The organism is Cellulophaga sp. 3_MG-2023 (genome assembly GCF_030546975.1).
Classification (GTDB): domain Bacteria; phylum Bacteroidota; class Bacteroidia; order Flavobacteriales; family Flavobacteriaceae; genus Cellulophaga.
Genome location: NZ_JAUOPS010000003.1, coordinates 340901 through 365544 on the forward strand (window position 1 = coordinate 340901; position 24644 = coordinate 365544).

The 24644-nt window shown below is 32.0% G+C and carries 21 protein-coding genes; 5 read left to right on the forward strand and 16 right to left on the reverse strand.

The window, feature by feature from the left end; all coding sequences use genetic code 11:
• From Q4487_RS11180 to uvrC, 6 genes are all read right to left on the reverse strand, one after another.
• Window positions 1–1290 (reverse strand): peptidoglycan DD-metalloendopeptidase family protein, encoded by a 1290-nt coding sequence (locus Q4487_RS11180; RefSeq protein ID WP_303541978.1) that lies wholly within the window; start codon window positions 1288–1290, stop codon window positions 1–3.
• Entirely contained in the window at window positions 1290–2255 is a 966-nt protein-coding gene (locus tag Q4487_RS11185) for a tryptophan 2,3-dioxygenase family protein (RefSeq protein ID WP_100894635.1), read from the reverse strand. Before Q4487_RS11185 ends, Q4487_RS11180 begins: the two co-directional genes overlap by 1 nt.
• A gap of 6 nt (window positions 2256–2261) precedes the next feature.
• Entirely contained in the window at window positions 2262–3041 is a 780-nt protein-coding gene (locus tag Q4487_RS11190; protein WP_303541977.1) for a DUF3108 domain-containing protein, read from the reverse strand.
• A 314-nt stretch (window positions 3042–3355) separates the two neighbouring features.
• Entirely contained in the window at window positions 3356–4498 is a 1143-nt protein-coding gene (gene hppD, locus Q4487_RS11195) for a 4-hydroxyphenylpyruvate dioxygenase (protein ID WP_303541976.1), read from the reverse strand.
• 212 nt (window positions 4499–4710) lie between these two features.
• A complete protein-coding gene (locus Q4487_RS11200) occupies window positions 4711–6972 on the reverse strand; it encodes a patatin-like phospholipase family protein (protein WP_303541974.1) in 2262 nt (753 codons plus the stop codon).
• 3 nt (window positions 6973–6975) lie between these two features.
• A complete protein-coding gene (uvrC, locus tag Q4487_RS11205; RefSeq protein WP_303541972.1) occupies window positions 6976–8766 on the reverse strand; it encodes an excinuclease ABC subunit UvrC in 1791 nt (596 codons plus the stop codon).
• A 334-nt stretch (window positions 8767–9100) separates the two neighbouring features.
• On the opposite strand from uvrC, the gene Q4487_RS11210 reads away from it, so the two are divergent.
• Window positions 9101–9661 carry a 5-formyltetrahydrofolate cyclo-ligase gene (locus Q4487_RS11210; RefSeq protein ID WP_100894640.1) on the forward strand — a complete coding sequence of 187 codons (561 nt, stop codon included), beginning with the start codon at window positions 9101–9103 and terminating at the stop codon, window positions 9659–9661.
• On the opposite strand, the gene Q4487_RS11215 is transcribed toward Q4487_RS11210, so the two are convergent.
• Genes Q4487_RS11215 through ileS form a run of 4 tightly spaced genes read right to left on the reverse strand, consistent with a single transcriptional unit; the run spans window position 9633 to window position 14753 of the window.
• On the reverse strand, window positions 9633–10271 hold the full coding sequence (locus tag Q4487_RS11215) for a lipoprotein signal peptidase (protein ID WP_100894641.1): 639 nt from the start codon (window positions 10269–10271) through the stop codon (window positions 9633–9635). The two genes, Q4487_RS11210 and Q4487_RS11215, sit on opposite strands and share 29 nt — an antisense overlap.
• A 33-nt stretch (window positions 10272–10304) precedes the next feature.
• A complete protein-coding gene (locus Q4487_RS11220) occupies window positions 10305–10925 on the reverse strand; it encodes a DUF4097 family beta strand repeat-containing protein (protein WP_303541968.1) in 621 nt (206 codons plus the stop codon).
• A 37-nt stretch (window positions 10926–10962) separates the two neighbouring features.
• On the reverse strand, window positions 10963–11346 hold the full coding sequence (locus tag Q4487_RS11225; RefSeq protein ID WP_100894643.1) for a TraR/DksA C4-type zinc finger protein: 384 nt from the start codon (window positions 11344–11346) through the stop codon (window positions 10963–10965).
• A 5-nt stretch (window positions 11347–11351) separates the two neighbouring features.
• Window positions 11352–14753, reverse strand: a complete 3402-nt coding sequence (ileS, locus tag Q4487_RS11230) for an isoleucine--tRNA ligase (protein ID WP_303541965.1) — start codon at window positions 14751–14753, stop codon at window positions 11352–11354.
• A 345-nt stretch (window positions 14754–15098) separates the two neighbouring features.
• Here ileS and Q4487_RS11235 point away from each other — a divergent pair, with 345 nt between their 5' ends.
• On the forward strand, window positions 15099–15542 hold the full coding sequence (locus Q4487_RS11235; protein ID WP_303541963.1) for a hypothetical protein: 444 nt from the start codon (window positions 15099–15101) through the stop codon (window positions 15540–15542).
• Window positions 15543–15613: 71 nt separating this feature from the next.
• Here Q4487_RS11235 and Q4487_RS11240 read toward each other — a convergent pair whose 3' ends face one another.
• The 4 genes from Q4487_RS11240 to Q4487_RS11255 all read right to left on the reverse strand — a co-directional run bounded on the left by Q4487_RS11240 (window position 15614) and on the right by Q4487_RS11255 (window position 21465).
• Window positions 15614–18025 carry a TonB-dependent siderophore receptor gene (locus Q4487_RS11240; protein ID WP_303541961.1) on the reverse strand — a complete coding sequence of 804 codons (2412 nt, stop codon included), beginning with the start codon at window positions 18023–18025 and terminating at the stop codon, window positions 15614–15616.
• A gap of 1 nt (window position 18026) precedes the next feature.
• A complete protein-coding gene (gene recO / locus Q4487_RS11245) occupies window positions 18027–18746 on the reverse strand; it encodes a DNA repair protein RecO (RefSeq protein WP_303541959.1) in 720 nt (239 codons plus the stop codon).
• 115 nt (window positions 18747–18861) lie between these two features.
• Window positions 18862–20205, reverse strand: coding sequence for an NADP-specific glutamate dehydrogenase (gdhA, locus tag Q4487_RS11250; protein ID WP_100894647.1), 1344 nt, complete (start codon window positions 20203–20205; stop codon window positions 18862–18864).
• Window positions 20206–20310: 105 nt separating this feature from the next.
• Window positions 20311–21465: a cystathionine gamma-synthase gene (locus Q4487_RS11255; RefSeq protein WP_303541956.1), complete on the reverse strand. Its 1155-nt coding sequence runs from the start codon at window positions 21463–21465 to the stop codon at window positions 20311–20313.
• Between the two features lie 73 nt (window positions 21466–21538).
• On the opposite strand from Q4487_RS11255, the gene Q4487_RS11260 reads away from it, so the two are divergent.
• Complete coding sequence (locus Q4487_RS11260) at window positions 21539–22288, forward strand: DUF3298 and DUF4163 domain-containing protein (RefSeq protein WP_303541954.1); 750 nt, start codon at window positions 21539–21541, stop codon at window positions 22286–22288.
• A 40-nt stretch (window positions 22289–22328) separates the two neighbouring features.
• On the opposite strand, the gene Q4487_RS11265 is transcribed toward Q4487_RS11260, so the two are convergent.
• Window positions 22329–22790 (reverse strand): DinB family protein, encoded by a 462-nt coding sequence (locus Q4487_RS11265; protein WP_303541952.1) that lies wholly within the window; start codon window positions 22788–22790, stop codon window positions 22329–22331.
• A 100-nt stretch (window positions 22791–22890) separates the two neighbouring features.
• Here Q4487_RS11265 and Q4487_RS11270 point away from each other — a divergent pair, with 100 nt between their 5' ends.
• Window positions 22891–23247, forward strand: a complete 357-nt coding sequence (locus Q4487_RS11270; protein WP_100894651.1) for an arsenate reductase family protein — start codon at window positions 22891–22893, stop codon at window positions 23245–23247.
• On the forward strand, window positions 23240–24139 hold the full coding sequence (locus Q4487_RS11275) for a DMT family transporter (protein WP_303541949.1): 900 nt from the start codon (window positions 23240–23242) through the stop codon (window positions 24137–24139). Before Q4487_RS11270 ends, Q4487_RS11275 begins: the two co-directional genes overlap by 8 nt.
• On the opposite strand, the gene Q4487_RS11280 is transcribed toward Q4487_RS11275, so the two are convergent.
• Complete coding sequence (locus tag Q4487_RS11280; RefSeq protein WP_100894653.1) at window positions 24136–24615, reverse strand: thioesterase family protein; 480 nt, start codon at window positions 24613–24615, stop codon at window positions 24136–24138. The two genes, Q4487_RS11275 and Q4487_RS11280, sit on opposite strands and share 4 nt — an antisense overlap.
• Window positions 24616–24644 lie beyond the last annotated feature (29 nt).

The following is a 24644-nucleotide window of genomic DNA, read 5'->3' on the forward strand; positions in this document are numbered from 1 at the left end:
TTATGGATTAATTATGTTTTCTTCTTTATCTTCTTCTTGGGTAATTATTTTTTTAGGAAAAACAATTTTGTCTAACTGAGTCATTTTTGGCTTTATATGCGTCAAGTATCCTGTTTTTAAACTATCTGCAATAGCTTCTGCTGTTGGTAGTTTTTCTTTTAAAGGATCCACTTGTCTCCCGTTTTTCCAAAACCTGTAACAAACGTGTGGGCCACCACTGTTACCTGTCATACCTACCCATCCAATTACATCACCTTGTAATACATAATCACCTTTTTTAACATTTTGGTTTTTCATATGTAGGTATTGAGTACTATAGGTTCCGTTATGCTTAATTTTTACAAATTTTCCATTACCACCTCGTCTTGTAGATTCTACAACAGTACCGTTGGCTGTGGCAATAATAGGAGTTCCAATTGCAGCTGCATAATCTGTTCCTTTGTGTGGTCTAACTTTGTAGCCATAGTATTTAATTCTTCTAGTTAAGTTGTATCTAGAAGAAATTCTGTAGTTAAACTTAATAGGGGCTTTTAAAAATGCTCTTCTTAAGTTGTTTGCTTCATGGTCATAATAATCTGCAATTTGCTTTAGAGAATCTGTTACATATTCAAAAGCGTAAAACGGTTTTCCGTTGTGCTCAAAATATGCAGCTTCTATAGGTTCTGCGCCAGCATAGATAGTGTCGTTTATATATCGTTCTTTATATATAACTTTAAATTTATCTCCCTTTTGTAGTCTAAAGAAATCTATAGACCAAGCATATATTTCTGATAAATTATTGGTTACATTATAATCTATACCTTGGGCTAAAATAGCCTCAGACAAAGAAGTACTAATTATGCCAGAGGCTTCACGCTCTACATAAGTAACTTTTTTCTTTTTTTTGTACACATTTACAGAATCTCGTAAATCTACTACGGTATAGTTTATACGATCGTTTTCATAAATAAAATATTGAGCAGTTTCTGTGGTGTCTTTAGATTTTAATATAACGTAAGGTTTACCAACTCTAATACGGCGTACATCAAAACTATCTTTATATTCTTCAGATATTTTAAAAATTTTAGGATAGTCTACCTTGTTATTGGTCATTAATTCACCAAAACTGTCTCCACTTCTAATTGTATCTTGTAAAACTGTAAAGTCATCTAAATTAAAACCATACTCCATAGCAACTACTGGTTTTTCTATGGTGATTACTTCCGGAAGATTATCATGGTCTTTAACCTTGCTGTCCTTGCAAGAAATAAATATAGATATTGTTAAAAGTGAAAGAAAGAATTTTTGCATTATTTAGATTTTTCGGGGTTAAAGATATGGTCTATCCACTCTTTTCCCCAATTATTTAACTCTTCTTTTGTATATAAATATGGAAAAAACACAACATTTTGAAAACTTGGTGGTAAATATTGTTTCCAATTAGTGCCTCCTGTAGCATCAATTGCTTCTTTATCTTTGGCTAAATACCTGTAAGCAGAACCCATATGCATTAACGGCCAATTAACGTTTGCATTTATATCTAATGCTTTTAAAGCTTTAATTAATTCTGGGTTTTCTTGACTTTCTTTAGGAAGTGCAAGGTATTTATGATAAATAGTATTGTCTTTAACTTGATTTGCAATACGTATTAAGCGTGGTGTGTACCTGTACTCAAACTGTTTAAGAGTTAATGTTTTTTCGCCTGTATCTTTATCTGTAGCTCCGTTTTTCCAGTAAATTTCTTCGTATAATTCTTCAATACTGTTTTCTGATGAAAAATTGGCTCTTTTAGTTTTATGAACTAGATTTTCTAAAGGGGCAGAGTACAGCTCTATCATTCTGTATTGTGCAGATTGAAAACCACTTGCTGGCAATAAGGCCATCCTGTATTTTAAAAACTGTTCTCTATCCATGCCATTTATCATAATGCTAAATGAAGATATAAGAACCTTGTAGTAACTGTTTATTCTGTTGGCTTTTTCTATGAAGAAATCTACATTTTGAGATTTATCGTCTACAATTTGTTTTTGTTCATGTAAAATAAGCTTAAAGTACAACTCTGTAATTTGGTGGTACATTATAAAAATTTCCTCATCAGGAAAATGTGTTCTTGGTATTTGTAAGCTTAATAGCGTGTCTAGATGAATGTAATCCCAATATGTTAAATACTTCTCATAAAGTAAACCATCTAGGTAAGAACTTAGATCTTGTCCTGATCCTTTGTATTTTTCTTCTAATTTTAATATTTGAGACGCTATCTTTTCTTTATTGTCCATTAAGTGTTAATCCATTATTATTTTAAACTGATGCTTTAGTCCTGCATACCCATCTAGGTCTGCTTTAAGAGAGCCAACAGCTAAGTCTGCTTTTATTCTAATAGGAATTTTATTTTCGTCATTAGAAACCCAAAGCGATAAACTTTCTTGTTCTTTAAAAACACGTCCGGACTCTACATAGGGTCTAAATTTATGACATTCTACTTTACCGTATTTAGTTTTTAAAGTTTCTTTTCCTAAATATTTAAGCTTAAACTTAAAAATGCCATCATCGTCGTATAATAAATTAAGTGTAATGGTTTCATTTTTTACTAATTCATCTGCGTTATAATTGTTTCTTACATAATAAAATGCAGATATTAAATCTTGTATGTTATCTTCTATTTTAAAGTCTAGCTTTCTGTTTTTTTTATGATCATTTAAAACAGCTTTTTTCTTTTTATGATCAAAATCTATATCTAAATTTAGTGTATAGCTTCCTTCGCTAACTTTTCTAACAAATTTATAGGGTTTGCCGTGATTTTTGTCAAAATAACTTTCGTAGGTGTCGTCTACTTTAAAAAAAACACGAGCCAAGCCAGTTGTTCTTCCTTTGCCTATTACGTGGTAAACTGGTATGCCGTTTACTTTATCGTTTTTTATTTGAAGTGTAGCGTAGCTAGCGTTAAAAATTCCATAATGAATTCTAAAGCGTAACCATTCTCCTGCTTTAAACGAGCTGTGCTTGTTTTGAGAATTAGCAGAAAATGTAGCTAGTAATAAGAATAATAAGTATACCTTTTTCATATCGTTGTTGTAAAATTACTAAAATTGAAAACACAATTAGATGTCTTTACAATTATTTAAACAACTTTTGTTCCAAAGTATTGTATAAAAAAAAGCCTAGTCTTAAAACTAGGCTTTTCCTAAATAACCAACCAAACTTTAAATTATGAAAAACCAATACTTAAAGTTAATAAGGGAACCACCCCTTATGCCGTCAAAAGTACTACATTAATTCAGAGTTATAATTGGTTTTAACTTACTTTAACTAAAGTGTTAACACTACTTTAGCTTTTAAATGCAAATATTACTGCATTCATAATAATATAGCGGTTTTGTTAAAGGGTTCCTCTAGATTCTTGCTCTCTTTCTATAGCTTCAAACAAGGCTTTAAAGTTTCCTTTGCCAAAAGATTTTGCTCCTTTTCTTTGTATAATTTCTATAAACATTGTTGGTCTGTCTAAAATAGGCTTTGTAAATATTTGTAATAGGTAGCCTTCTTCATCCTTATCTATTAAAATACCTAGTTCTTTTAATGGTGCTAAATCTTCATCAATTTCACCAACCCTGTCTAAAACATCTTCGTAATAAGAGCTAGGAACAGTTAAAAATTCTACTCCACGATCTCTTAACGCAGTTACAGTTTCTATAATGTTATCTGTTGCTAAAGCCATATGTTGTACACCGGCTCCATTATAAAAATCTATGTATTCTTCAATCTGAGATTTTTTTCTTCCTTCAGCAGGTTCGTTAATAGGAAATTTTATGCGCCCATTACCGTTACTCATCACTTTACTCATTAAAGCAGTGTACTCTGTAGAAATATCTTTATCATCAAAAGAAACTAATTGTGCAAAGCCCATTACCTTGGCATAAAACTCACACCACTTGTTCATCTCGTTCCAGCCAACATTACCTACCATATGGTCTATAAATTTTAAGCCTACATCTGTTGGTTTGTAATAAGGGTTCCAAGCTTTGTAACCTGGAAGAAAAACACCGTTATAATTACTTCTTTCTACAAATACATGAACTGTTTCTCCGTATGTATGAATTCCAGAGAAAACAACCTCTCCGTCTTTATCTTCTTCTTTCTTAGGTTCAAAATAACTTTCTGCACCTCGGCTAGTAGTTTCTTTGTAACTTTTAGTTGCATCATCAACCCAAAGAGCAACAGTTTTTACACCGTCTCCGTGTGCATCAATATGTTTGTTTATGTCTCCTCCAGAATTTAAAGGTGAAGTTAATACCAATCTAATTTTACCTTGTTCTATTACATAGGACACACGATCTTTTAGTCCGGTTTCTAAGCCAGCATATGCAAGTGGCTGAAAACCCCATGCAGACATATAATAATGAGCAGCTTGTTTTGCGTTACCTACATAAAGCTCCACATAATCAGTACCTAATAATGGTAAAAAATCTTCTGCTTCTAAGTTTTCTTTTGGTAATTTAAGTGATGTATTGTCTAATGTTGACATAATATTTTGTTTTAAAATTTATATAATTTTGATATGATAAAATTCTTATTTCTGTTGTAGAGATAAGTTATTAAGTGAAAAACACTTGTTTCACCACATAGCCCGGAGGTGGGCGGTAATATCAATTCTAAATAATAACATAAAACAGTTTTGTTTTTACAAATATCGTAAAAATAGGTAAAGTTTGTGCCTTGTGATTGTTAATTGATGATTTAAAACCAATATCCAATGCTAAAAAACAATCTTCCTTTGTTTTTCTCTGGAGACCAGGAGTAAACAGCTTGTATTGGGCCTAAAAAAGATTCAAGACCGTAGCCAATTCCGTATCCCGTGTGCTCTGGTAGTTGAAACCATTCTGCTTTTCTGTAAATGTCATCATTTATGTTGGCAAAGTTTGCTGATAAAAGTAAATGATTTTTTGGGCTAAATTCATAATCTAGCTTTGTAAGCCCCTTTATATAACTGTTTCCGGTTAGGCTAATAAAATCATAGCCTAAAAAAGAAATATAGCCATCTCCTAAGTCGTTACCGTAACCGCCCATTATAAAATCTAATGACCTTACGTTGGAGTTACCTAGTTTAAAGCCTGCGCCGGCTTCTAGGTTTAAAGACAAATTGTGAGTTAACTCAAAAGCAGCGCCCATAGTTCCTTGTGCTATAGAAAACTCTTTAAAGTTGTTGTTGTAGTCTGATGAAAACATATAAAAATGCAAATCACCATTAAAATAAAGACCTTTGCTAGGGAAGTATTTGTCGTTATATGTGTCTAGTTTTAATTTAGCAAACGTGCTAAAGTAATTGCTCTTTTCAAATATGGTTCTAGAGTCTTCATTATTATTTGCGTTGTCTTCTTGTAGTGTGCGAGTAGTGTATTTTAAAAACCGATGTTCTGCTCCTAAGCTAAATGCAAATTCTTCGTTCCAAACAGTTTGTATATATGCTTGGTTAGTAAGGTTTGTAGCGCTTATATTTATATTATTTATTCCTGTATCTGGCCCTGGAAAATTAGATTTAATAATGTCGTAATCTATTTCGTAATTATAGTCGTTATAGGTAGAGTTTAGTCCAAAACTCCAATAAAATCCTTTGTCAAGGTAATATTGCATTTTGTACCTAATATTGTCGCCCAGTATAAAATCAAAAGAGCCAACATCATCTTGTAAAAAAATATTCTTTTTTGTTAAGTTTATTATGGCTGCACTTTTATAAATGTCGTCATAATGTGCGCCCATTTTAATAAACATCTTGTCTTTGTTTTCTTTTATTTTTAAAGTCAAAACAAGTTCATCTTCCTCTGAGTCTATAGAGGGTCTGGAGTCTAGTGTATAGCGTATTGTTTTAAAATTATTAGTAGCTGCAAGGTTGTTTATGCCTTGTTGTAGTTTTGCAAAGGGTACTGTTTTGTCTAAATCTAACCTTAGCTTACCTTTAATATACGCTCTGGTGTAGTCTTGGTGGCCAGAGATTATTAGCCTGTTAATAGTTATAGAGTCGTGTGGTTTTATGTTATTGTGTTTTTTTGTGTCTATGCCACGTTGTAAAGCGATATTTTTTAATTGATTGATTTTTGTTCTTGCAGCAGTCTCACCAGATTCTATAATTTCTTTACCAAGAGCAAAATCTATAACCGAGTATTTGCCTATTTCTGGTTTTATGAGCACATCTGTTAGCTTGGCTTTAGCCTTCATGTCGTTAACAGTTCTGTAGTTGTTAATTTGTAGTAAAACCTCTGTGCCAGAGCCAAGGTTGTCTCTGCTAGACAAACTGTCTTGTACATCTATACCAATAATTATATCTGCACCTAATTTTTTTAGTTTGTTAATAGGGTAATTGTTTACTACACCGCCATCTATTAAAATTTTATCATTTATTTCGGCAGGTTCAAATAAAGACGGGAATGTGCCACTTGCCATAATGGCTTCGGGTAAATAACCTTTATTTAGTAAAATTTCTTGTCCGGTTTCTACATCTGTTGCAATGCAAAAAAAAGGAATTGGTAATTTACTAAAGTCATCTGTGTCTTTAACGTGGTACAGTAATTTAACCAGTAGGTTGTATATGTTTTGTCCGCTAGATATAGCAGACGGAAAGGAAACTTTAAATTTATTAAATGGCAAGCTTAGTGCATACCGTTCTGCATCTTCCTTGTCATAAAAAGTTTTTGCTCCTCTTGGTAAGTTGTCCTGTATTAAAAGATTTACGTCTATACTATTAAAAATAGAGTCTAGTTCGTTAGCAGAATATCCAGAAGCGTATAGGGCGCCAATAATTGCTCCCATACTTGTACCTCCAATATAGTCAATTTTAACACCAGCTTCTTCAATAACTTTTAATGCTCCAATATGTGCTAATCCTTTTGCGCCACCACCACTTAGCACTAGGCCAACTTTTACGCTGTCTTTTGCTACTTTATTTTGCGTAAAACCAATACCGCAAATTAAAAGAGTGATTATAGTAAGTACTAGTTTCTTCATTTTTTAATGAAAGGTGTTATATATTTTTTGAGCTTTAGATATACCTACAATTTCGGCAAGTTTTTCTATGCTAGCTTCTTTTATTCTTTTTACAGATTTAAATGACTTTAAAAGATCTGTTGCAGTTTTTTCTCCAACTCCATCTATACTTTCTAGTTCAGAGTTTATGGCTGCATTACTTCGTTTTGTTCTGTGAAAAGTAATTCCAAATCTATGCGCCTCATTACGTAGTTGTTGTACTATTTTAAGGCTTTCAGATTTTTTATCTAAATATAAAGGAATTGAATCTCCAGGGAAATAAATTTCTTCTAATCTTTTTGCAATACCAATAATAGCTATTTTTCCTCTTAACCCTAAAATATCTAAACTTTTAAGAGCAGAAGATAGTTGTCCTTTACCGCCATCTATTACAATTAACTGTGGTAAGGATTGTTCTTCTTCTAGTAGTCTTTTGTAGCGCCTAAACACTACTTCTTCCATAGACGCAAAATCATCTGGGCCAACAACAGTTTTTATGTTGTAGTGTCTATATTCTTTTTTTGCTGGTTTTCCGTTTTTAAATACAACGCAAGCAGCAACTGGGTTGGTTCCTTGTATGTTAGAGTTATCAAAACACTCTATGTGTCTTGGTTCTTCAGATAAGCGTAAATCTTTTTTCATTTGCGCCATAATACGATTTGTATGGCGGTCTGGATCTGTAACTTTTATTTGTTTAAAACGATCCATTCTATAGTACTTAGCATTTCTTTCAGATAATTCTAAAATTCTTTTTTTGTCGCCAAGTTTTGGTATTGTTACCTTTAAGTTGCTATCTACTGTTACAGGAAAAGGCAGGTATATTTCTCTTGATAAAGATTTAAATCTTTGCCTAATTTCTATAATAGCTAATTGAAGCAGCTCTTCATCAGTCTCATTTAGTTTTTTCTTTAATTCTAGAGTGTGAGATCTAATAATTGCACCGTGTGATAGTTGTAAAAAATTTATGTACGCAAAAGTTTCATCAGAAATAATTGAAAAAACATCTACATTATTAATCTTAGGATTTACTATAGTTGTTTTAACTTGGTAATTCTCTAAAACTTCTATTTTTTCTTTAAAATCCTGTGCCTCTTCAAACCTCATTTCAGAGGCTAGTACTTTCATCTGATTTTTAAAATAGTGTAAAGACGATTTAAAATTGCCTTTTAAAATGTCTTTTATTTCTATAATTTGCCTTTGGTATTCCTCTGCAGATTGGTGACCTTCACAAGGGCCTTTGCAATTGCCTAAATGGTATTCTAGGCAGACTTTATATTTGTATGCATTAATTTTTTCTGCAGATAAATCATAATTACAAGTGCGCAAGGGGTATACACTTTTAATTAAATCTAGCAACACCCTTACGGTTTTCATATTGGTGTAAGGGCCAAAATATTCAGAGCCGTCTTTAATTAAGTTTCTTGTATAAAATACACGCGGAAAGCGCTCATTTTTTATGCAAATCCAAGGATACGTTTTATCGTCTTTTAATAAAACATTGTATCTGGGTTTGTATTTTTTTATTAAGTTATTTTCTAATAATAAAGCATCAGACTCTGTATCTACTACAATATGTTTTATGTAGACTATTTTTTTTACAAGAACTTTTGTTTTACCATTGTCATGTGTTTTATTAAAATAAGAACTGACCCTTTTTTTTAGGTTTTTAGCCTTACCAACGTACAATATTTTTTCGTCTTTATCATAAAATTGATACACACCTGGGTTGTTAGGCAATGTACTTAATTGTAATTTTATTGAAACTTCTTGCGGCATAGAGTAAAAATAATCTCTTTTTTTTGATTGGTGTAGTTAAAGGCAATACTTTTTTATGAAATGGTCTTTGCTATTTTAAGACTGTTAAAAAAAAATTATATATTGGTATAATACTTCAGCCTAAAGTAGTTATTGCACCACTAAAATAACTCTTAATCGGTAAAAAGATACTTTTTATCGATATTTATAAATTATTTTGTTTACATTGTAGTCCTAAACTTTTGAAAAGCATGGAGTTATACGTTGTGGCAATGGGTGCTTATTTATTAATGATGATTTTTTTGGTAATTTACGAAGCCATTTCATCTAATGAATAATACACTATTTTTAACGAATGATAAAAAAGGAATTACGCGCTAAATACGTTTTGCTCAGAGATAAGTTGTCTAAGGAAGATGCGGAGGACAAAAGCATAGAAATAGCAAACCAGTTATTAAAACTGCCAATTTGGGATTATAGTTATTATCATATTTTTTTATCAATAGAAGAAAAAAAAGAAATAGATACTGGCTCTATACTGGCAATACTACAAGGTAAAGACAAGAACGTTATTTTGCCTAAAATGAATGCAGATAATACGCTTACCAATTACTTGCTTACAGATAGTACTATTATAAAAAAGAATAGTTACAATGTGCCAGAACCAGTAGATGGTATAGATATTTTACCAAATAAGATTGATGTTGTTTTTGTGCCGCTTTTAGCTTTTGATAAAAAAGGCAATAGAATAGGTTATGGTAAAGGTTTTTATGATGCTTTTTTAAGCGAGTGTAAACCAAACGTTTTAAAAATTGGGTTGTCTTTTTTTGAAGCCGAAGATGTAATTACAGATGTTTATAAAGATGATGTGCCTTTAGATTATTGTGTTACGCCTCTACAGATTTATCAGTTTTAGATCCAAAAGCTTTTTTGTTAAAAACTAATAGTATACCAACACCTGTACTAATTGCAGTATCTGCTACATTAAATACGGGTTCAAAAAAACTAAATGTGTTTCCGCCAATTACAGGGATCCAAGATGGCCAAACTGCATCTTGTACAATAGGAAAGTATAACATATCTACAACTTTACCATGAAAAAGACCGCTGTATGGATCGTCTGAAAACAGTGTAGCAACCTTGCCAAAGCTCTCGTCAAAAATAACGCCGTAAAAAACTGAATCTATAATATTACCAAGTGCGCCTGCAAATATTAAGGATACTGCTAATATTAATACTTTTGGAGCGTGCTTTTTAATAGTGTCAAACAACCAATAACCAATACCAGCAACTGCAAATAGTCTAAATACAGTTAATACTAATTTTCCTGTGCTGTCTGCAATAGGAAAAATGTCACTTAGTTTTGCGCCCCAAGCAGCACCTTCGTTTTCTATAAACAAAATTTTAAACCAGCTAAAGATTTCAACAGACTGTTGGTACGTAAAATTTGTTTTTACGTATATTTTAGATATTTGGTCTACTAATAAAATTAGTAATACTATTAAGGCAGATTTTTTTAAACTCATTCTTTAAAAGATAGATTTTGCAAAAATAGACAATTATTTGGTTTTAGTAATATGTATGTCTCCGGTAATAGAAGATAAGTTAAAATTTGTATTGCCTTTAGCTAGATTGTCTGTGTATATTTTACCGTATTTTGAGTTGGCTTTTACAGTAGCATAATTGCTATTTACTAAAATATTACCGCTTTGTGTGGTTGCACTTATTGTTTCTGTTATTTTTTCTAAAGAACAAAAACCATCAGACAATGTAATGTTTAAATTTTTATAATCTCCAGTAGCAATAACATTAGAGCTTTTACCATATAGCTTCACATTTTTATAGGCAGGTAAAATAATGTGTAAAGAAATAGATATTACTTTGTGTGCGCTGAGTTTATCGTTAGGGCTAATAAAAGTAGGACTAAAGCCTGTTGTAATAAATATACTGGCGGCATCTTCTTTAATTTCAAGGAGTAAATCTTTTTTATACTCACCATCTATGTTAGCAGAAACGGTAACTTCTTCTGTATTGGCTGTTTCTAAGGTAACCTGGTAGCAGTTTTCTGTGTTTATATTTATTAACGAAATATGGTCATTAACCACTGTTTTTTCTACAATTTTCTGAGCACTCAATAAATTGATGGAAGCAAATAAAAAAGTAAGTAATGTTAGCTTCATATAGTGTATTAAAAAACGCCCTAAAAAGGGCGTTTTGTTATTTCTGCATATTTTTAGCTTCTATACTAAGTGTAGCGTGTGGTACTAATTTTAATCGTTCTTTATTAATTAGCTTACCAGTAACTCTACATATACCGTATGTCTTGTTTTCTATACGTAATATTGCATTTTTTAAATCGCGAATAAACTTTTCTTGGCGTATTGCCAATTGAGTATTTGCTTCTTTGCTCATTGTTTGTGAGCCTTCTTCAAAAGCTTTAAATGTTGGTGAGGTATCATCTGTACCATTATTACCATCATTCATATAAGAACTTTTTAAAAGTTCTAAATGCTCTTTAGCTTTGTTTATTTTTTCAGTAATAAGAACTTTAAATTCTTCTAAGTCTTTGTCACCGTATCTCACGTTTAAATCTTGCGCCATAGTTTTTAATGTTTTTGGATAAACAATTTTGTATTTACTTCATCAAAAGCAATAGTTGTGCCATTGTCCAGTTTTTCCTCAAAATTAAGTTCCGCTGTTAATGTTTCAGTTTTAATATAAGTTATGTTATCTGCAACAGCATTCTCTACATAACCGTCTTTTAATATCTTAATATCAATTTTGTCTGTTACCTCAAAACCAGATTCTTTTCTTAAATTCTGAATTCTGTTTACTAGCTCTCTAGCAATACCTTCTTTTCTAAGATCTTCACTAATTGTAACATCTAAAGCAACAGTTAAATTACCAGAACTAGCAACTAACCAACCCTCTATGTCTTGAGACAAAATTTCTACATCTTGTAGCTGTAAATTAATACTTTTATTCTCAATTGCAATAATTATTTCGCCATTTTGCTCAATTTTTTGGATGTCATCTTGGTTTAAATCTCTTACTGCATTGGCAATCAGCTTCATATCTTTTCCGTACTTAGGGCCTAAAACTTTAAAATTTGGCTTTATTTGTTTTACCAAGATGCCTGAGGCATCATCTAAAAGTTCAATTTCCTTTACGTTTACTTCAGATTTTATTAAATCTGCAACAGCTTCTATCTCGTGTTTTTGTTTTTCGTCTAGTACAGGAACCATTATTCTTTGTAATGGTTGGCGTACTTTTATTTTTTCTTTTTGACGAATAGACAATACTAAAGATGATATAGTCTGTGCTTTTTCCATTTTACTCTCTAGCTCTTTGTTTACAAGTGCTTCATTGTATTTTGGAAAGTCAGCCAAATGTACACTTTCAGCTTTTTCTTTAGTTGTTGCTTGGGTTAAATCTTTGTAAAGTCTGTCCATAAAGAACGGAGCAATAGGAGCAGATAGTTTAGCAACAGTTTCTAAACATGTATAAAGTGTTTGGTATGCAGATATTTTATCTTGTTGGTAATCTCCTTTCCAGAAACGTCTTCTACACAAACGAACATACCAGTTACTTAAGTTTTCTTGTACAAAGTTAGATATTAACCTTGCGGCTCTTGTAGGCTCATAATCGCCGTAAGCTTGGTCTACTTTGTTTATTAGTGTATGTAACTCAGATAATATCCATTGGTCTATTTCTGGGCGCTCGTTTAAAGCAACATCATCTTCTGTGTAGCTAAAATTATCTATGTTAGCATATAAAGAAAAGAAAGAGTATGTGTTGTATAATGTACCAAAGAACTTTCTTTTTACTTCTGCAATACCTTCTAAGTCAAATTTTAAGTTGTCCCACGGGTTTGCATTAGAAATCATATACCAACGTGTAGCATCTGGTCCAAACTCGTTCATAGTTTCAAAAGGATCTACAGCATTGCCTAAACGTTTAGACATTTTTTTGCCGTCTTTATCTAAAACTAAACCGTTAGATACAACGTTTTTATAGGCAACAGAATCAAAAACCATTGTAGATATTGCATGTAATGTATAAAACCAACCACGTGTTTGGTCTACACCTTCAGCAATAAAATCTGCAGGATATGCTTTGTTGTCGTCTATTAAGTCTTTATTTTCAAACGGATAGTGCCATTGTGCGTAAGGCATAGAGCCGCTATCAAACCAAACATCTATAAGATCACTTTCTCTTTTCATTGGTTTTCCGTTAGCAGAAACCAATGTAATTTGATCTACAATATTTTTATGAAGGTCTATTTTGTCGTAGTTGTCTTCAGACATATCACCAACAACAAAGTCCTCAAAAATGTCTTTTTCTAAAACGCCAGCAGCAACAGCTTTAGACATTTCTTCTTTTAATTCTTGTACAGAGCCAATTATTATTTCCTCCTTACCATCTTCGGTTCTCCAAATTGGTAACGGAATTCCCCAATAACGAGATCTAGATAAGTTCCAGTCATTTGCATTAGCTAGCCAGTTACCAAAACGTCCTTCACCAGTAGATTTAGGTTTCCAGTTTATGGTTTCGTTTAGGCTAAACATTTTTTCTTTAACGTCTGTTACCTTAATAAACCAAGAGTCTAGTGGGTAATACAATATAGGTTTGTCTGTACGCCAGCAGTTTGGGTAACTGTGTACGTATTTTTCAACTTTAAAAGCTCTGTTTTCTTCTTTTAGTTTTATGGCTATTTCTACGTCTATAGAACGTTCTGGTGCTTCACCATCGTTGTAATATTCGTTTTTAACGTATTTGCCACCAAGTTCTTTTAGTTCTGGTCTAAACTTACCTTGTAGGTCAACTAAAGGAACAGGGTTATCATTCTCATCTAATACCAACATAGGTGGTATTTCTGGTGTTGCTTGTTTTGAAACCATTGCATCATCTGCACCAAAAGTAGGAGCGGTGTGTACAATACCAGTACCATCTTCAGTGGTAACAAAGTCACCAGATATTACTCTAAATGCATTTTCTGGATTTTGGTAAGGAAGCACATAGTCCATTAGTTGCTCATAAGTAGCATCAACTAAATCTGTACCTTTTACTTCTGCAATAACTTGGTATGGTATTTTTTTGTCTGATGAGCTATAGTTTGTAAAGTCATCATTGCTTTCTGCTTCAATAAATTTGCCGCTAAATTGTTTACTTAACAAGTTTTTGGCTAAAATTACTTTAACAGGTTCAAATGTATATTGATTAAAAGTTTGTACTAAAACATAATCTATTTTAGGTCCAACTGTTAATGCTGTATTAGATGGTAATGTCCAAGGAGTTGTTGTCCAAGCTATAAAAAAGACATCGCCTTCTACATTTTTAAATGCTTTAGGTAGCGTTTCTTTATTGGCCTTAAATTGAGCAGTTACAGTAGTATCTGTTACATCTTGGTAAGTACCTGGTTGGTTTAACTCATGAGAACTAAGACCAGTACCAGCTTTAGGTGAATATGGCTGTATAGTATAACCTTTGTAAATTAGATCTTTGCTATATATTTGTTTTAGTAGCCACCAAACAGACTCCATATACTTAGACTTGTAAGTAATGTACGGGTCTTCCATATCTACCCAATACCCAACTTGCTCGGTCATTTTGTTCCAAACATCCGTATAGCGCATTACAGCTTTTTTACAAGCAGCATTGTACTCCTCTACAGATATTTTTTTGCCAATATCTTCTTTAGTAATACCTAATTCTTTTTCTACACCAAGTTCTATAGGTAAACCGTGGGTGTCCCAACCAGCTTTACGCTTTACTTGGTACCCTTTCATGGTTTTATAACGAGGAAAAATATCTTTAATGGTACGTGCCATAACGTGGTGTATGCCAGGCATACCATTTGCAGAAGGTGGACCTTCAAAAAATACATATCCTTCTCCGCCTTCTCTATTGGTAACACTTTTTTCAAAAATGTTATTCTCTTTCCAATATTCTAGTATGTTCTCTGCTACCTTAGGTAAATCTAATCCTTTATATTCCTCAAACTTCATATTAAGTGCTTCTGGTACTACATTTTAATGTTTGCAAAACTAATCATTTTTGTGTAAATATTGCTTTTAATACATTAAAACGAAATCCGTTTTTAATCGTTTTCTTTTTTTAACTGATTTTTAATTGATTTACAATGTAACTGTGAGGAAATTAGTTGCCATTTGTAGGGATAGTAAATCTTTTTTTAACGTTTATAAAACATTAAATTTAAGTTGTTTGCCAATATTTTTGTGTTTTTATTAACAAATTAACCAAAGTTTTTTTAGGTTTGTACATCTAAATTATGTTTTAGAACGTAAATTAGATGTAACATATATTATAACAAACAATAAAAACTAAAAAGAATGAAAAAATTAATCTTAGGTTCTGCTTTAATGTTAGCTTTAAGCGTATCATTTGTATCTTGTAAAGAAGCTACTGACAAAGCAAAAGAAGCAACAGAAGCAGCAGAAAATACAGCTAATGAGGCTGTAGATGGTGCTAAAGAAGTTGTTGAGGAAACTAAAGAAGCTGTAACTGAAGCTGTAGACGGTGTTCCTAGTTTTGACGATGCTGCAGTAGCAGAATACGTTAAAACATACGACGAATACGTTAGTGAATATAAAGAAGCTGCTGAAAGCAAAAATATGACAGCTCTTGCTGCACTTGGTACTAAATCTCAAGAATTAGCTACTAAATCTCAAGAAGTTATGAAAAACCTTTCTGCTGATGATGCTAAAAAGTTAACTGAATATATGACTGCTAAGTCTAAAGAATTGCAAGAATATGCAACTAAAATGACTAACTAAGATATATTTTTAAATATACTTTAAGAGCCCGATTATTTATTTAATCGGGCTTTTTTGTGTCTAATTTTTTTTTAAAATTGATAACTAATAGATGAAATTAGGTTTGCTCCTGGTGCAACAATACCAGATGAATATGTTCTGTAGCGTTGGTTAGTAATGTTTTCCCAGCCAACAGTAGCTTTTAAATTATTTGTTATTTTATAACTGGCATTAAAGTTTAGTGTTTGCCAATTTGGACTATAAGGATTTCCATTTTTATCTGAAGCATAAATATACCCTTTACTTTTTTCAGAGTTAGATAAGTTATTATAAGATACTTTGCTATTAAAATTGAAAAATAAATCAGTCTTTAATTTGTCATTTTTCCATATCAAATGTATATCGCCAAAAGTTGGCGCTACGTGTCTTCCTGGAGATTCTGTGCCATCTTCCTCTTCTTCAATACCTTTTGTAAAGGTTACATTAGACGTTAAAGAAAGGTGCTCTGTAAAATAAGCATCTACTCCAAGTTCTACACCGTGAACATAAGCTTTTGCCGCATTTTGCATAGCTTGCACATTGCTTAATTCTCCGTGGTATTCTATTTCGGTTTCACCATTAAAAGTAAAATCTCTACGAACTAATGCATCTACTAAGTATGTGTAAAATGCAGCAGCATTAACTATTATTTTGTCATTAAAATTCTTTTGTATACCTAAGTCTACGTTATAGGCATATTCAGCTTCTAAATTAGGGTTTGGGACAACTACAGATCCTGGTTCCGAGTCAAATATTTTGCCAACATCATCAATATTAGGAGCTCTAAAACCTGTAGAACCATTAAATGTTATCTGTAGACTTTCTTTAGGAAACCAACTTAAACCAATACTACCTGTTAATGCTCCTGTATTTAAATTTGCATTATCAAACGGAAAAGGATAAAAAGTTTTGTCAAATTCTGCGTTAATCCAAACGTGACTATAACGTAAGCCAGATAGTAAAGTTAGGTTTGGTTGTGCCTTGTATTCTGCATTAACATAGCCAGCTGTAGTTTGCCAAGTAGCGCCATCTGGGTATCTAGATGCTGCATTAGTAATTTGGTTGTTTTCAATATTAGTTTCAAAACCGTTAGAGTTTACTTTGTTAAAAATATATTCTAACCCATAATATAAACGTAAATCTCCAATGCGTTTATTCTCTAGATCAATATTTGTAGACAGTGCGTGTACGTTTTCTTCAGTGCTACTAAGTATAGTAGATTCAAAATTTCTATCGTTTCTACTTTCTCCAAAGCGTTGGTAAGCAGTATTTACTTTTAGTCTGTCATAAAATTTACCTTTACCTTGGTGTTGTACTCCAATTTTTGTCATAAACCACTCTTGAGGTCCATAATACCATTCTGCAGAGCGTAAACCCTCACCATCACTGGTTGGTCTAATTAAACGGTCATACCTGCCGTAGTCCGATGTTTCTGAGAAATAAAACCCTAAATCATAATTCCAATTATTATTAGGCTTAAAGGCAATTTTTTGCATTGCATTTATTTGGTTGTAACCAGTACCAATCTGCTTTTTAGGGTTGCTGTTATTTACTAATAAATCCTTCCCGTTTACAGTTTTTATATAATTAGATCTTAAATAAGAATCTGGGCCATTGTTACCCATTTTTAAATCATCAAAATTAGTATAGCTAACACTAGTTAAAAACGCCCATTTTTGTTTTCCGTAGTTAATATCTGCATGGATTGTATTTTCTGTGTTTGCAGTAGAATATCTATAAGTAGTATTGCCTGTAATAAAAGGCTCTTTAGACTTTGAAAAAATTGGCTTTTTGGTATAGAAATTTAAAACTCCACCAATAGCATCACTACCATAAATAACAGATCCTGGGCCAAAAATAACTTCTGTGTTTTGTATAGAAAATGGATCTATAGAGATTACATTTTGTAAATTTCCACCTCTAAAAATTGCGTTATTCATACGTACGCCATCAACAGAAATTAATAACCTGTTGGTTGCAAAACCTCTAATCATTGGGCTTCCGCCACCAAGTTGACTTTTCTGCACAAATATTTTACCGCTCTTTTGTAATAGATCTGCTGCCGTCTGTGGATTTGTAAAAGTTATAGTTTTTTCTGTAATAGAGGCTACCTTTTGTGGAACATCTTTTTTTTGTTGTTCCCATTTAGAGACCGACATAACAACACCGTCTAGCTCCTCTGCAGTTAGTACCATATAAATGGTATTTCCTCTTTTTAAAAGTAAGTTTTTAGTTGTTTTTTTAGTTTGATATCCAATGTGTTTTAAAGTAATTTTTTCATCTTTATTAAAGATTGAAACATCTGCACTACCATTATTAGCTGTTAATGCAGTTTTGGTTTTATCAATATTAAAAATAGCAACATCTGGTATTGGCTCTTTTGTATCTTGGTCTATAATGATAATTTCTTGCGCAAAAGCACTAGAAAAAATCACAAAAAAAAGTATAAAAAAAGTACTACGCATACTAACGAAAAATTTCATTTAATATAACAAGAGACTTTGGTTTTCTAAATCCTTGTAAGTGTAATTCAAAATATAAGATAAGCGATTTTAATAACTCTTGCCTATCAGTTTTATTCATTTTAACTGTTTCTATTGCATCAAAATTTATGCCTAAGAAGGTTTTAAAGTAATTTAAATTTTTTCCTTCTAATATGGGGTTTAGAGTGGGTTTATTGGTAAAACTTCCTTCTAATAAATCAAAATAGAAAAAATCATCATTTTTATTATCAGGATAAAATCCTAAATACTTGGTTATGCTTAATAAAAAATGAAGGTGAAAATTAGCTATTTGTGTTTCTGTGTCTAGCCATTGTAGTGCAGCTTCTATATAGTTAAAAAGGTTTTCATTAGGCTCTTCTTCTAACAAACTATTACTTAGCATTTCTGCTAAAAATTGCGCCATTGCATTTTTTGCAATATTAGTGTGTAATGTTTGGTAATGATAACTAGTTTTAGCTTCTCTAATACTTTCTAAAGTGCCTTTATTTTTATGTGTAGCAACAAGTTCTAATTGAGTTAAAGGTTGAAAATAAGCCGCTTTAATTTTTCCTTTTTTTGAAGATAAAACCCCTTTTAGTAAGTAAGATTTTAACCCGTCTGATAACGTATATGCTTTTACAATTAAACTATTGTCGCCATATTTAAGTGCAGAAAGTACAATAGCTTTTGTGGTTACTTGCATTAGTTGTTTTTAGGTACTGTAAATATAGTGATTTGAAGAATTATTATTTTTAGATTGAAAATAAAAAAGCTCCATTAAGAAAACTTAATGGAGCTTTTAAAATATATGTTATGTTTTAAATAACGCCTTGAGCTAACATAGCGTCTGCAACCTTAACAAAACCAGCAATATTTGCTCCTTTTACATAGTTACAGTAGCCATCTTTATCCTTACCGTACTCAATACATGAATTATGAATATCCTCCATAATTGTTTTTAATCTTTGGTCTACTTCTTCTCTTGTCCAGCTAATACGTAAAGAGTTCTGAGACATTTCTAAACCAGAAGTTGCAACACCACCAGCATTAGAAGCCTTACCTGGAGCAAATAATATTTTTGCTTCATGATACTCATGAATAGCTTCTGGAGTAGAAGGCATATTTGCACCTTCAGCAACACAAATACATCCGTTTTTAATTAATGCTTTGGCATCATCACCACCTAATTCATTCTGTGTAGCACATGGTAAAGCAATATCACAAGCAACATTCCAAGGAGTTTCTCCTTTATGAAAAGTTGCAGAAGCATATTTATCTGCATATTCAGATATACGACCTCTTCTATTGTTTTTAAGATCCATTACAAAAGCAAGTTTCTCAGCATCTATACCATCTTTATCTAAGATGTAACCCTGAGAATCTGATAATGTTAAAACTTTAGCTCCTAATTGTAATGCTTTTTCTGCCGCAAATTGTGCAACATTACCAGAACCAGAAATAACTACATTTTTACCAGAAAAATCTTGTCCTTGAGTCTTAAGCATGCTTTCTGCAAAGTAAACTGTACCGTAACCGGTAGCTTCTGGTCTAATTAAAGAACCACCCCAAGAACGTCCTTTACCTGTTAAAACACCAGTGAACTCATTTCTTATTTTTTTGTACATTCCAAAAAGGAATCCTATTTCTCTACCTCCAACACCAATGTCACCAGCAGGTACATCTGTATTTGGTCCAATATGGCGACAAAGTTCTGCCATAAATGCATGGCAAAAACGCATTACTTCATCATCAGATTTTCCTTTAGGGTCAAAATCAGATCCACCTTTACCACCACCCATTGGTAGTGTAGTTAAACTATTTTTAAATACCTGCTCAAAAGCTAAGAATTTAAGAATACTTGCGTTTACACTTGGGTGAAAACGTAAACCACCCTTATAAGGTCCTATAGCAGAGTTCATTTGTACTCTGTAGCCTCTATTTACGTGGATGTTTCCATTATCATCTACCCATGATACTCTAAAAGAAATTAATCTTTCAGGCTCTACCATACGTAAAAGTATGTTTTTGCCATTGTAAATATCATGATCAGCAATATAGGGGATTACTGTCTCGGCAACTTCTTGTACCGCTTGGATAAATTCAGGTTCATGACCGTTACGGGTCTTCACCTCATCCATAAATGCATTTATTTTTGCTTCCATATAGAAACCTTTATAATTGTTAAATTATTGAATTAAAATTATAACGGCAAAATTATACTATTTATATATTTTATACCGTGTTTTTTTAAAAATTTGATAAAATTATTATCCTATCGCTTGTTCTAGGTCATTAATTAGGTCGTTTTCATCTTCTATGCCTACACTAAGTCGTATTAAAGAATCTACAATTCCGCTTTTTTCTCTGTCTTTTTTAGGTATACTTGCATGTGTCATACTTGCTGGGTGACCAGCCAAACTCTCCACGCCACCTAAAGACTCAGCTAATGTAAAAATCTCTAATTTTTCGACTATTTTAATGGCATCTTTATAATTAGCTCCTTTTGGTACAAAAGATAGCATACCTCCAAAATCTTTCATTTGACTTTTTGCTATTTCATAATTAGGGTGAGTATCAAAACCAGGCCAAAATACGTTCTCTACCTTAGGGTGCTTAGCTAAATATGTTGCTATTGCTTTCCCATTTTCACAATGGCGTTGCATTCTAACATGTAATGTTTTTATTCCTCTTAACACCAAAAAACTATCCATAGGCCCGCAAATTGCACCACTAGCTTTTTGTATAAAATATAGTTTGTCTGCTAATTCTTTATCGTTAACAATTAAAGCCCCCATAACAACATCACTATGTCCGCCTAAATATTTTGTGGCAGAGTGCATAACTATATCAGCACCTAAATCTAAAGGTGTTTGCAAATAAGGAGTGGCAAAAGTGTTATCTACTGCTAAAGGTATATTGTGTTTTTTTGCTATTTTACTTGCTGCAACAATGTCAATAATATTCATCATTGGGTTTGTTGGTGTTTCTACCCAAATAAGTTTTGTATTATTGTTAACGTAGTTTTCTATGTTTTTAGCATTGGCCATATCAATAAAATGAAATGTAATGCCAAATTTTTCATAAACCTGTTTAAATAAACGATAGCTGCCGCCATATAAATCGCTTGTAGAAATAACCTCATCGCCAGGACTTAAAAGTTTAATAACGGCATCTATAGCAGCAATACCGCTCCCAAATGCTAGTCCATAATTTCCGTTTTCAATACTGGCTAAAGATTTTTCTAAGGCTGTTCTAGTAGGGTTGGCACTTCTAGAATATTCATATCCTTTATGTTGGCCAGGTGTAATTTGTGCGTATGTAGAAGTTTGATAAATGGGTGGCATAACAGCTCCGTAAGCCTTATCTGGTTCTTGACCTCCGTGAATAGTTTTGCTGTTAAATTTTAAGTTATTTTTGCCCACACTTCTTTATTTATAACACAAATGTATCGTTATCTTTGCAGAATACAATGCGCTTGCACAATCTTATTTAGCTATGAATCATAAATTTTTCTTATTCCTTTTTTTAGTCGTATTAATTGGTTGTAATAACAAAAAAGAAATTTCTTTTGAGACCTTAACTATTTCAACAGAAAAAGAAATAAATAAACCTTTGGTTGTAGTAAATGTACCAAAAGCCATAAAAGAAACAAAAGTAGCGGCAGCAATTAATAAAGTTATAAAAGATAAAATAATTTCGCTTTTAATTTTTGATGACGAGGTGGTTGTTGACAATATTGATGATGCCATTTCTTCTTTAAACGAAGAGTTTTTAAGTGTAAAAGAAAAATTACCAGGAGATGCAACACGCTGGGAGGTAACAATAGATGGCGAAGTAGCTTATGAAACTGATAAAATAATTACAATAGATTTAGAAACTTACGAATTTACAGGAGGTGCGCACGGTTATGAATCTAGTATTTTATTAAATTTTGATGCTGTAAAAGGAGAGTTAATACCAAATGAAGAATTGTTTGCAAGCAAAGAAGCATTTTATAATTTGGCAGAAGCTACATTTAGAGCTCAAGAAAAAATACCAGCAGACGTTCCTATTAATGATACTGGTTTTATGTTTGAAGAAGAGGTTTTTACTCTGCCAGATAACATAGGTTATACTAAAACAGGGTTAAGATTGCTTTACAACACATATGAAGTTGGCTCTTATGCAGACGGGCAAATAGAAGTTTTATTACCATATGCAGAAGTAAACAAAATGTTAGCAATAAAAGGTAAAGAAAAAGAGTAGCTTTTAAATAAAAATTACTCTCTGGTAGTTGTTCTTGTTGTTATTTGCCAACGTTTCTTTTTAGGGCTAAAATAGCACCTATATGTATTCCTTCATGTAAGGCATTAAATTTCATAGCTTCTACAGCGTTACTTAATGTTACATTAAGGCTTGTTGTGTATGCGTTGTAATTTTTAAAGTTGCCCGCTTTGTAATCTGCTTCTGTTTGTTTTAAAGTAGAAAACAAAAGATCTTTAATTTGTGTTATTTCTTCATCAGTAACTTTTTCATCAGGGTAAGTGCCTTTTTTAAATTTTTCTACCATTTCATCAGAAACAAGCATAGGCATACCACTAAACTTGTATACTAATAGTTGTTGTGTAACTACAACGTGTGCAATGTTCCACCAAATATTATTATTAAAGTTTTTAGGTATTTCTAAAAGTAATTCTCTAGGAGTTTCTTCTAAAATTTTAAGTAATATTTTTCTAATTTGCTTAGAAGTGTCAAGTAAATATTCCACAATTATGTTTTTTGATAAAAATAGTACAATTCAATCAAATTGGGTTTCTTTGTAGTCAGTTTTTTGTTTCCTAAGTTAGATTCTAAATAGTTAAAATAAAATGAAGAAAATATATCATTTAAGTACTTGTGATACTTGTAAAAGAATTATAAAGGAACTACAGCCTTTAGATGGTTTTGAATTACAAGATATAAAAACCGAAAACATAACAGATACTCAACTAGAGGAAATGTATGGTTTAACGGGGAGTTATGAAGCATTGTTTAGCAAAAGAGCACGTTTGTATAAAGAAAAAGGCCTTGCAGATAAACAATTAACAGAGGAAGATTATAAAAGCTTAATATTAGAACACTATACCTTTTTAAAACGACCAGTTATTTTGGTTGGTGATGCTGTATTTGTTGGCAATAGTAAAAAAGTTGTTGCTGCAGCTAAAGAAAAAATTCAGGGTGAGTAAAAGAACATTGGCCATATTAGCCTGTTTAGGGGCAACTACAATTTATGGTTTAAACCATACTATTGCAAAAGGTGTTATGCCAACCTATATAAAACCTTTTGGTTTTATTATGGTACGTTTGTTAGGAGCTTCTTTTTTGTTTTGGTTGTGTTCCTTATTTATACCTAATCAAAAAATAGAACGTAGAGACTGGGGCAGATTGTTTTTGTGTGCCTTAACAGGTATGGGTATTAATATGCTAAGTTTTTTTAAGGGTTTAGAATTATCTACGCCAATTAATAGTGCGGTATTAATTACAATTGTACCCATTTTAGTAGTTGTAATGTCTGCTATTTTTATAAAAGAAAAAGTAACACTACAAAAAGGCTTGGGTATTGGATTAGGATTGATAGGAGCATTGTTTTTGATTTTGTACGGTGCAGAATTAAGACAGGATGCACCCAATATTCCGTTAGGTAATATTTTATTTGTTGTAAATGCTATTAGTTTTGGTACATATTTAATATTGGTAAAAAAGCTATTAGAAAAATACCATATGTTTACATTATTAAAATGGCTGTTTACAATTGGTCTTGTACTTTGTTTTCCAGTTACAATTTCAGAATTTAGAGAAATTGAATGGAGCACAATACCAACTAGTGGTATTGGCTCTATTGTGTTTGTTATAGTAGGAACTACGTTTTTAACCTATTTATTTAACGTATACGGGTTGTCAAAATTAAAAGCATCTACAGTAAGCACTTTTTCTTATGCACAACCACTAATAGGTATTTTATTTGCGGTAGTAACGGGTAAAGATACTTTAACTACGGTAAAAGTGGTGGGCACAGTTTTGGTTATTTTAGGGCTGTACTTAGCAACTAAAAAAACCAAATTACCAGTAAATGTCTAAAGTGGTAAATCTTTAGGAACCTTTGCAAATTTACGTGTGTCTTCTTTTGTAAGTATTTTAAAATCATCAGCTTTTTCAACTTTAGAAAAAGCATTCATAAACTCTTCAGGTAAGCCTGTTAAGCTTCTTGTTTGTAAGTTTATCCAAGCGCCTAGTATTTCGCAATGAGCAAAATTCCTTCCTTTAGAATCAAAAAAATTATGATGAAATTTAAAAAATTTTCCATCTTCACTTAACCCCATTAATTCTAAAGATACTTTTACTGGTTTACCAAAAAAAGCTTCTTTAAAATAATAGATGTGTTCATAAAAAACAACAGGTCCTATTTTGTTATCGGCCATAGATTTCTGGTTAAAACCCAATTCCATTAAAAAGCCCATTCTAGTTTGGCTCATATAATTTACATAAGCAGAATTGGCTAAGTGCCAGTTAGCATCAATATCACTCCATCTAATTTCAAACTCTTTTAAGTACATATTTTTTAGAATTAATTGTTATGCGTGCA